10 protein-coding genes are annotated in these 8,869 nt (G+C 74.0%); 6 read left to right on the top strand and 4 right to left on the bottom strand.

All coding sequences use genetic code 11. The features are described 5' to 3' along the window. The 3 genes from GTW43_RS38190 to GTW43_RS20960 all read right to left on the bottom strand — a co-directional run. On the bottom strand, nucleotides 1-972 hold a 972-nt coding region (locus GTW43_RS38190; protein ID WP_237536724.1), incomplete at its 3' end, for a hypothetical protein. Between the two features lie 5 nt (nucleotides 973-977). Beyond that, nucleotides 978-1,232, bottom strand: coding sequence for a MoaD/ThiS family protein (locus tag GTW43_RS20955; RefSeq protein ID WP_161303555.1), 255 nt, complete (start codon nucleotides 1,230-1,232; stop codon nucleotides 978-980). A gap of 35 nt (nucleotides 1,233-1,267) precedes the next feature. After that, the gene (locus GTW43_RS20960) at nucleotides 1,268-2,101 is read right to left on the bottom strand and encodes an alpha/beta fold hydrolase (protein ID WP_161303556.1); all 834 of its coding nucleotides are present in this window, start codon (nucleotides 2,099-2,101) and stop codon (nucleotides 1,268-1,270) included. Nucleotides 2,102-2,344: 243 nt separating this feature from the next. Here GTW43_RS20960 and GTW43_RS20965 point away from each other — a divergent pair, with 243 nt between their 5' ends. The 6 genes from GTW43_RS20965 (at nucleotide 2,345) to GTW43_RS20990 (ending at nucleotide 7,997) form a co-directional block, all read left to right on the top strand. Next, nucleotides 2,345-3,199, top strand: coding sequence for a response regulator transcription factor (locus GTW43_RS20965; protein WP_161303557.1), 855 nt, complete (start codon nucleotides 2,345-2,347; stop codon nucleotides 3,197-3,199). Between the two features lie 53 nt (nucleotides 3,200-3,252). Next, nucleotides 3,253-4,275, top strand: coding sequence for a LacI family DNA-binding transcriptional regulator (locus GTW43_RS20970; protein WP_161303558.1), 1,023 nt, complete (start codon nucleotides 3,253-3,255; stop codon nucleotides 4,273-4,275). A 110-nt stretch (nucleotides 4,276-4,385) separates the two neighbouring features. Beyond that, nucleotides 4,386-5,570 (top strand): trypsin-like peptidase domain-containing protein, encoded by a 1,185-nt coding sequence (locus GTW43_RS20975; protein WP_161303559.1) that lies wholly within the window; start codon nucleotides 4,386-4,388, stop codon nucleotides 5,568-5,570. A gap of 32 nt (nucleotides 5,571-5,602) precedes the next feature. Next, nucleotides 5,603-5,776 (top strand): hypothetical protein, encoded by a 174-nt coding sequence (locus GTW43_RS20980; protein WP_161303560.1) that lies wholly within the window; start codon nucleotides 5,603-5,605, stop codon nucleotides 5,774-5,776. A gap of 50 nt (nucleotides 5,777-5,826) precedes the next feature. After that, a complete protein-coding gene (locus GTW43_RS20985; protein ID WP_161303561.1) occupies nucleotides 5,827-6,564 on the top strand; it encodes a response regulator transcription factor in 738 nt (245 codons plus the stop codon). Then, nucleotides 6,561-7,997, top strand: a complete 1,437-nt coding sequence (locus GTW43_RS20990; RefSeq protein ID WP_161303562.1) for a HAMP domain-containing sensor histidine kinase — start codon at nucleotides 6,561-6,563, stop codon at nucleotides 7,995-7,997. The genes GTW43_RS20985 and GTW43_RS20990 overlap by 4 nt, the downstream gene beginning before the upstream one ends. 27 nt (nucleotides 7,998-8,024) lie before the next feature. On the opposite strand, the gene GTW43_RS20995 is transcribed toward GTW43_RS20990, so the two are convergent. Further along, nucleotides 8,025-8,869: LmeA family phospholipid-binding protein (locus tag GTW43_RS20995; RefSeq protein ID WP_161303563.1), on the bottom strand; the 845-nt coding region annotated here is incomplete at its 5' end.

Raw genomic sequence — 8,869 nt, forward strand, 5'->3', positions numbered from 1 at the left:
CAGGGCCCGGACGACGACGGCCACGGCGACGGCGATCCCACCGACCGTCACCGCGTCCGGCACGGCCGCGAGGTGCCCCGCGGCCACGATCGCGAGGGCGGCCGAGACGACGGTCGCCATCAGGCCGTACATCCGCTCGTCCGGGTCGGCGTGCGAGCGCAGCTGGAGGACCAGGGTGAGCAGGACCCAGACGCCGAGGGTGCCGAGGATCGCGGCGGGGCCGTGGTTCCGGCCGGCCGCGAGGAGGGCGATGTCGGCGACGACGCCGCCGAGGAAGGCGAGCGCGATGCCCTGACGGGCCGGCCACATGCCGTTGAGCCGGAACCAGCCCGCGGCCGTGACCGCCTGGAGCAGCAGCAGCGGCACGAGCAGCGCGTACGGGCCGACGGCGGCGCCGCCCGCGAGCAGCAGGCCGAGCGCGGCGGTGAGCCCGGCGGGCTGCATGCCGGGCTCGATGACCGGCGAGCGGCCCTCGGCGCGGGCCCGCTGGGCGTCGGTGACCCGGGTGTTGCCGGTGACGGTGGCGGGCCCGTAGGCGGGCTCGCCGGAGGCGGCCTGCGCGGCGGAGGCCTGCGGCTGCGGCGCGGCCTGCACCGGGCGCAGCATCCGGGTCATCGGGTCCTGCTGCGGCTCGGCCTGCGCCTGGGGTACGCCCTGGACCGGCGGGACGACCTGCGTCATCGGGTCCTGGTGCTGGGGCGGCAGGTAGGGCTGCGGGGCCGGCTGGACCTGGGTGTCCCAGGTCTGGCCCTGCCACTGCTGCGCGGCCTCGGCGCCGTGCGGCTGCGGCGCCTGCTGCTGCGCGTACGGGTCGGGCTGCGCGTACGGGTCGGGCTGCGCGTACTGCCCGGACTGCGCGTACCCGTCGTACTGCTGCTCCCCGTACTGCTGGTGCCCGTACTGCTGGTGCCCGTGGGGGTCGGCGCCCCCGTACTGCTGTTCCGGGTACGGCGGCTGCTGGTGGTTGCTCATCGGGGTCACCCTCCTGCGAACGGCGGGAGCACCTCGACCGTGCCGCCCTCGGCCAGCCGTACCGTCTCATGTTCCCGGGTGCCGACGGGGTCCCCGTCGATCAGGAACGAGGAACGCTGCAGGACACGCACCAGGTCGCCGGGGTGTCGCGTGCGGGCTCCGGCGAGCGCGTCGGCCAGCGTCTCGGCGTCGTACGGTTCCTCCGCGACACCGGCGGCCGCCTTGGCCGCCGCCCAGTAGCGGATCGTGCCCTGTGCCATGGACGCCCCTCCTCTTCGTGCGGTGCGGTCGGCGTCTATTCTGCGGCACCCGTGACGGCCGCCCGCGCCGCCCAGTCGCCGATCCGGCCGAGCAGCTCGTCGCTCGCCGCGTGCTCGGCGTGCCCCATGCCGGGCTCCAGCCACAGCTCGGCCCCGCCCTCGGCCGCCGCCGCCAGCATCCGCGGGTGGTCGACCGGGAAGTACGGGTCGCTGTCCCCGTGCACGACGAGCAGCGGGGTCGGCGCGATCAGCGGCACCGACTCGACCGGCGACAGCGGCACCGGGTCCCAGTCGTAGGGGTGGATGCGGGTGCGCAGCCCGAGCCGGCCCACCATGCGTCCGGCGGGCCGGGTGACGACCCAGTGGAGGCGGCGCATCGGGGCCGTGCCGCGGTAGTACCAGCGGGCCGGGGCGCTCACCGCGACGACTCCGTCGGTCCGTGCCTCCGTGCGCCCCCGGTGCAGCGCCGCGTGCCGCAGCACCACGGAACCGCCCATCGAGAAGCCGACCGTCACGACGCGCGTGTGCCCGAGCGAACGCGCCCACTCCACGGCCGCCGCGAGGTCGAGCACCTCCCGGTCGCCGACGGTGGACCGCCCGCCGGAGCGCCCGTGGCCGCGGAAGGAGAACGTGACGACCGCCGCACGCTGGGCGAACACGCCCGCGGCGCGGCGCACGTGGGGCCGCTCGAGATCGCCCGTGAAGCCGTGCGCGAGCACGATCGCGAGGTCGCCCGACGGGCCGGTACCGGGCTCGTAAGCCGCCTCGATCGCGATCGCGTCCTGTGTCCGCAGCGTCGCGCGGCGTGGCCGTTCAGTGACCGGCCGCACAGAAGAACCTCGCTCTTCACCTGCCGGACGCCGATTCATGTGGGCTATTCTGCTGGACAGAGGACTCGGGCAATGCAGCCCCCGAGTCCTTTTGTGCGTTCTGGCTCGTTGTATACGAACGAGAACGCACGGGTCCGGGGCGCGGGCCCGAGCAGTACCGGCAGTACGCGCATCAGTACGAAGCAGTGCCGAAAACGTCCTCGCAGGGACCGAGGAGGAACCAGACGTTATGGGCGAGCGAACCGTGCACGAACGTATGACGACCCGGGCAGGTGGGGTGTGATGAGCTCTCTGCTGCTCCTCACCAATGCCCTCCAACCGTCGACGGAGGTGCTCCCCGCCCTCGGCCTGCTCCTGCACAACGTGCGAGTGGCCCCCGCGGAGGGCCCCGCCCTCGTCGACACCCCCGGCGCCGACGTGATCCTGATCGACGGCCGCCGCGACCTTCCCCAGGTGCGCAGCCTGTGCCAGCTCCTGCGCTCCACCGGGCCCGGCTGTCCGCTGGTGCTCGTGGTGACCGAGGGCGGCCTCGCCGCCGTCACCGCCGACTGGGGCATCGACGACGTCCTGCTCGACACCGCGGGTCCCGCCGAGGTGGAGGCACGGCTGCGGCTCGCGATGGGCCGCCAGCAGATCGTCGCCGACGACTCCCCGATGGAGATCCGCAACGGCGACCTGTCGGTGGACGAGGCGACCTACAGCGCGAAGCTCAAGGGGCGGGTCCTCGACCTCACCTTCAAGGAGTTCGAGCTCCTGAAGTACCTGGCGCAGCACCCCGGCCGGGTCTTCACGCGCGCGCAGTTGCTCCAGGAGGTCTGGGGGTACGACTACTTCGGCGGCACCCGCACCGTGGACGTCCACGTGCGGCGGTTGCGCGCCAAGCTGGGCCCCGAGCACGAGTCGCTGATCGGCACCGTGCGCAACGTCGGCTACCGCTTCGTCACGCCGGAGAAGCCGGACAAGGGCGAGAAGGCCGACACGGCAGACAAGGCGAACACGGCCGGCAAGCCCGGTGAGGGCGGTCGGGGCGCCGCGGCGGAGAAGTCCGGCGCGGACCGGACCGTGTCCCCGCGAAAGGCGGACGAAGCGGGCAGCCCGGCCGTCGCGGGCGGCCGTCCGGTCCGGGCCAAGTCCTGAGGGCGGGGCGCACGCCCTGCCCGCAGACGGGTCCATCCGCGTAGACTCCGCGCGTGGCCAAGGTGACTCGGGACGACGTTGCGCGACTGGCGGGTACTTCGACCGCCGTCGTGTCCTACGTGATCAACAACGGACCCCGGCCGGTCGCCCCGGCCACGCGCGAGCGGGTGCTCGCCGCGATCAAGGAGCTGGGGTACCGGCCCGACCGGGTCGCCCAGGCCATGGCCTCGCGGCGCACGGACCTCATAGGCATGATCGTGCCGGACTCGCGCCAGCCGTTCTTCGCGGAGATGGCGCACGCCGTCGAACAGGCGGCGTCCGAGCGCGGCAAGATGGTCCTCGTCGGGAACTCGGACTACGTCGCCGACCGTGAGGTGCACTACCTGCGCGCCTTCCTCGGCATGCGGGTCTCCGGCCTGATCCTCGTCAGCCACGGTCTCGACGACCACGCGGCGAGCGAGATCGAGGCCTGGGACGCCCGCGTCGTGCTGCTGCACGAGCGGCCCGAGGCGATCGACGACGTCGCCGTCGTCACGGACGACCTGGGCGGCGCCCAGCTCGCCACCCGCCACCTCCTGGAGCACGGCTACGCGTACGTGGCGTGCCTCGGCGGCACCGCGGACACCCCGTCCGTCGGCGACCCGGTGTCCGACCACGTCGAGGGCTGGCGGCGCGCGATGGGCGAGGCCGGCCTGGACACCGAGGGGCGGCTCTTCGAGGCCCCGTACAACCGCTACGACGCGTACCGGGTGGCGCTCGAGCTGCTGGCCGGCCCGGACCGGCCGCCGGCGATCTTCTGCTCGACGGACGACCAGGCCATCGGCGTGCTGCGGGCCGCGCGCGAGCTGCGTATCGAGGTGCCGGGCGAGCTGGCCGTCGCCGGGTTCGACGACGTGAAGGAGGCGGGGCTCACCGACCCGCCGCTGACCACGGTCGCCTCGGACCGCTCGGCGATGGCACGGGCCGCCGTGGACCTCGTGCTGGACGACTCGCTGCGGGTCGCGGGGTCCCGGCGCGAGCGGCTCAAGCTGTTCCCGTCGCGGCTGGTGGTCCGGCAGTCCTGCGGCTGCGCCTGATCCCGTGACGGCCCTCGCCGGGTCGTCTTTATATCGGGCAAACAGGCTTCTGCCGGGACTCTCAGGGCACACTCAGCCTGCTCTCATGTACGCGCCACAGGCTTACCGACATGACCGAGAGCTTCCGCCGCAGCGGCGAGTACCCCGAGGACACCAGCCGGCAGCAGTCCCCGTACTCCGGGAGCGTGCCGCCCTCCGAGGACCGGGCCGGTGCCTGGCCTCCTCCGCCCGCGTACGACCCGGCGCAGCCGGTCAGCGTCGCGCCGGGCACCACGGTGTGGCCCGCGAGCGGCGGCAGCGGTGCCGGGGGCCACGGCGGCGACCCCACCGCGCGGTTCGCGGCCCCCGGCGCCGAGCCGCCCGCCCCGGGCACGCCCGCCCCGCACGCCGGGCCCGAGCGGAGGAAGAAGCGCCTCAGGGGCCCGGTCGGGCTGCTCGCGGCCGTGGCCGTCGCCGCGGCGGCGGTCGGCGGCGGCACCGCCTACGCCTTCCAGCAGCTGACCGGCTCGGACACCACCGCCTCCAGCTCGACCAGCACCGCCGTCGTGCCGAGCAGCAAGCGCGGCACCGTCTCGGGGGTCGCGCAGGCGGTCAGCCCCTCGATCGTCGAGGTCAACGCGACACTGAGCAACGGCTCCTCGACCGGCTCGGGCGTCATCCTCTCCGGCGACGGCGAGATCGTCACCAACAACCACGTCATCTCGGGCGCCTCCTCGATCAAGGTACGGACGAGCGACGGCAAGACGTACACGGCCGACGTCGTCGGCACGGACGCCAAGAAGGACCTCGCGCTCATCAAGCTCCAGAACGCCTCGGGGCTCAAGGCGGCCACCCTCGGCGACTCCGACGGTGTCTCGGTCGGCGACGAGGTCGTCGCCATCGGGTCCCCCGAGGGCCTGACCGGCACCGTCACCAGCGGCATCGTCTCCGCGCTCGACCGCGACGTGACCGTGTCGACGGACGAGAGCCAGCAGCAGCAACAGCAGCAGGGCGGCGGCGACGGCCGGTGGCCCTTCGAGTTCGGCGGCCGGGAGTTCAACGGCGACACCGGCTCGTCCACCACGACGTACAAGGCGCTGCAGACCGACGCGTCCCTCAACCCGGGCAACTCCGGCGGCGCGCTCATCGACATGAACGGCAACATCATCGGGATCAACTCCGCGATGTACTCCGCCGCTTCGGACTCCTCGTCGTCCTCGTCGAGCGCGGGCAGCGTCGGCCTCGGCTTCGCCATCCCCGTCAACACGCTCAAGGCGGACCTCGACACCCTGCGCGCGGGCGGCTCCGACAGCTGACCCCGCGCCTCCGGCACCCTCAGGAGGACCCGATGACCCCGACCGTCCACCCGCATCCGGCGACCGCCCACGGCCCCGCCGACACCGGTCTCGCCCTCGCCGTCGCCGCGCTCCTGCGGCCGGCGGCGGGGCGGGCCCCCGAACTCGTCCCGCCGGTGGCGGCGCGCCGTGCCGCACGCGGCCGGCGGGCGGCCGTGCGAGGCTGAGCACCGGCCCGTACGTCCCCCTCCAGCTTCCAGGACAGGAACAGCAGCCCATGAGCCCCGCCGACGGCGACCGCGACGCGCAGCACCGGATCCTCATCGTCGACGACGAGCCCGCGGTGCGGGAGGCGCTCCAGCGCTCCCTCGCCTTCGAGGGCTACGCCACCGAGGTCGCCGTCGACGGCGCGGACGCGCTGGACAAGGCCGCCGCGTACCGGCCCGACCTCGTGGTCCTCGACATCCAGATGCCGCGCATGGACGGGCTGACCGCGGCCCGCAGGCTGCGGGCCACCGGCGCCACCACCCCGATCCTCATGCTGACGGCGCGCGACACCGTCGGCGACCGTGTCACCGGTCTCGACGCGGGCGCCGACGACTACCTGGTCAAGCCGTTCGAGCTGGACGAGCTGTTCGCCCGGGTGCGGGCGCTGCTGCGGCGCAGCGGGTACGCGGCCGCGGCGACCGGCGCACCGGACGACTCCGACGTGCTGGCCTTCGCCGATCTGCGGATGGACCCGGCGACCCGCGAGGTGACGCGCGGCGAGCGGACCGTCGAGCTGACCCGCACCGAGTTCACCCTGCTCGAGATGTTCCTGGCGCACCCGCGTCAGGTGCTGACCCGTGAGCAGATCCTGAAGGCGGTGTGGGGCTTCGACTTCGAGCCGTCCTCGAACTCGCTCGACGTCTACGTCATGTACCTGCGCCGCAAGACGGAGGCGGGCGGCGAGCCGCGCCTCGTGCACACGGTGCGGGGCGTGGGGTACGTGCTGCGCGCGGGCGGGGCGGAGTGAGCGGGTGGCTGCGCCGGCTGCGCGGGCTGCCGCTGCGGTCCCGGCTCGCGCTCCTCGTCGCGGCGGCGGTGGCGGCCGCGGTCGCCGCGGTCGCGGTGGCCTGCTGGTTCATCACCGGTGAGCAGCTGCGCGGGCAGATGGACAACGAGCTGCGCAGCCAGGTCGGTTCGCTGAGCCAGAGCCGCGCCCAGACCACCGGGCTGCTCAACTGCACGGCGGTCGGCCCGCGCCAGCCCGATCTGCCCGGCCCCACCATCCAGCTGATCAACGCCTCGGACGGCACGGTCTGCACCTGGCGCGGCACGTCGCCGATCCCCGCGCAGAAGTCCGACCTGGCGGTGGCGAAGGGCACCAGCGACCGGGCCCTGCACACCACCGACGCCGAGGACGGCACGTCGATGCGCGTGCTCACGGTGCCGGTGAGCACGGGCGGCCCGGACAGCACCCGGTACCCGGACATCGCCGTGTCCCTCGCCAGCCCCATGGCCGAGGTGACCCGCCCGCTGACCCGGCTGGCCTGGATCCTCCTCGTCGTCGGCGGCATCGGCGTCCTCGGCGCCGGAGCGGCGGGGCTGTGGATCGCCCGGACCGGGCTGCGCCCCGTCGACGAGCTGACCGACGCGGTCGAGCACGTGGCCCGCACCGAGGACCTCACCGTGCGGATCCCCGTCGAGGGCGACGACGAGATCGCGCGGCTGTCCGCGTCGTTCAACTCCATGGCCGCCTCGCTCGCCGCCTCCCGCGACCTGCAACAGCAGCTGATCGCCGACGCGGGCCACGAGCTGCGCACCCCGCTGACCTCGCTGCGCACCAACATCGAGCTGCTCACCCGCAGCGAGGAGACCGGCCGGGCGATCCCGTCGGCCGACCGTGCGGCGCTGATGGCCTCGCTCAAGGCGCAGATGTCCGAGCTGGCCGCGCTCATCGGCGACCTCCAGGAACTGTCGCGCTCCGGCCTGACCGGCGACGACGCCCCGCTCAAGGTCGTGTCGCTGCACGACACGGTGCGCAGCGCGGTCGAGCGGGCCCGGCTGCGCGGCCCCGAGCTGACCGTGACGGCCGAGCTGGCCCCCTGGTACGTGCGGGCCGAGCCGGCGGCACTGGAGCGGGCGATCGTGAACCTGCTGGACAACGCCGTGAAGTTCAGCCCCGACCGGGGCACCGTCGAGGTCCGCCTGATGCGCGGCACGCTCACCGTGCGGGACCACGGCCCGGGCATCCCCGCGGAGGAACTGCCGTACGTCTTCGACCGGTTCTGGCGCTCGCCGACCGCGCGGGCGCTGCCGGGCTCGGGGCTCGGCCTGTCGATCGTGGCCCGCACCGTGGAGTCGGTCGGCGGCGAGGTGGCGCTCGCGGCGGCGTCCGGCGGCGGCACGGTCGCCACGATGACGCTGCCGGGGGCGCCGACGCCGCCGCCCGAACTGCCTCAGTGACGTCTCACGGGCCGTGCCGCGCGCAGGTCAGCGGCCGAAGCCGAGGCCGGCCCCGGAGAGCGTGACCCGGATGCCGTCCTTCTCGACGGCGACGTCCTTGAGCCGTACGTAGCCCTGGTCGCGGGGCAGTTCGGGCAGCCGGAACGCGAGCGAGAGCCGGTCGGCGAGCGCGGGCCGGGTCAGCCGGGACAGGCCGTCGAGAAGGGCCGGATCGAGCCCGAGCTTCTTCAGCAGCCAGGGGTGTCGCAGCGCGATGTCGATCAGGTTCATGTCCATGACGCGGTGCACGAAGCGGGGCGAGCCGGTGAGCTCGCTGAGCTTGGTGTCGCTGGTCAGGGCTGCGCGGACCGCGCGCTCCGGCACACCGATGCGGTGCACGAGCGCGGGGATGGAGAGCAGCCGCCGTGCCTTGTCGGTCTCCTCGGTGATCCGGGCGACCGAGCTGCGGCTCAGGTGCAGGCCCTCGGTGGAGGAGGTGCCGGGGCGGTAGGTGGCGAGGTCGCCGATGCGCAGGCTCATGCCGTCGATGTCGGTGCTGATGCCGGTGGTGCCCAGGCGCCGGATGGTGGCGTCGGCGCGCACCTGGAGCGCGTGCCCGGCGACGGGCAGGGTGCCGCGGGCCAGCACCCGGTCGCGGCCGTGGCCGGTGAAGGTGACCTGGGAGGCGCCCAGTTCGCGGTTCATGTCGGCGAAGCTGAGCAGTACCTCGCCGTTCATGGCGTCGGCGTGGGCGCCGCTGATGTCGGTCGGTCCCGAGCCGGTGAGGCGCACGTCGCGGACGGTCGCGGAGACTTCGGCGAGGGTGACGCGGTCGGCGGCGACGTCGGGGACGGTGACCTTCATCTCGTCGACGCGGCGGTCGGCGAGCTGGA

Source organism: Streptomyces sp. SID5785 (assembly GCF_009870065.1).
GTDB lineage: Bacteria > Actinomycetota > Actinomycetes > Streptomycetales > Streptomycetaceae > Streptomyces.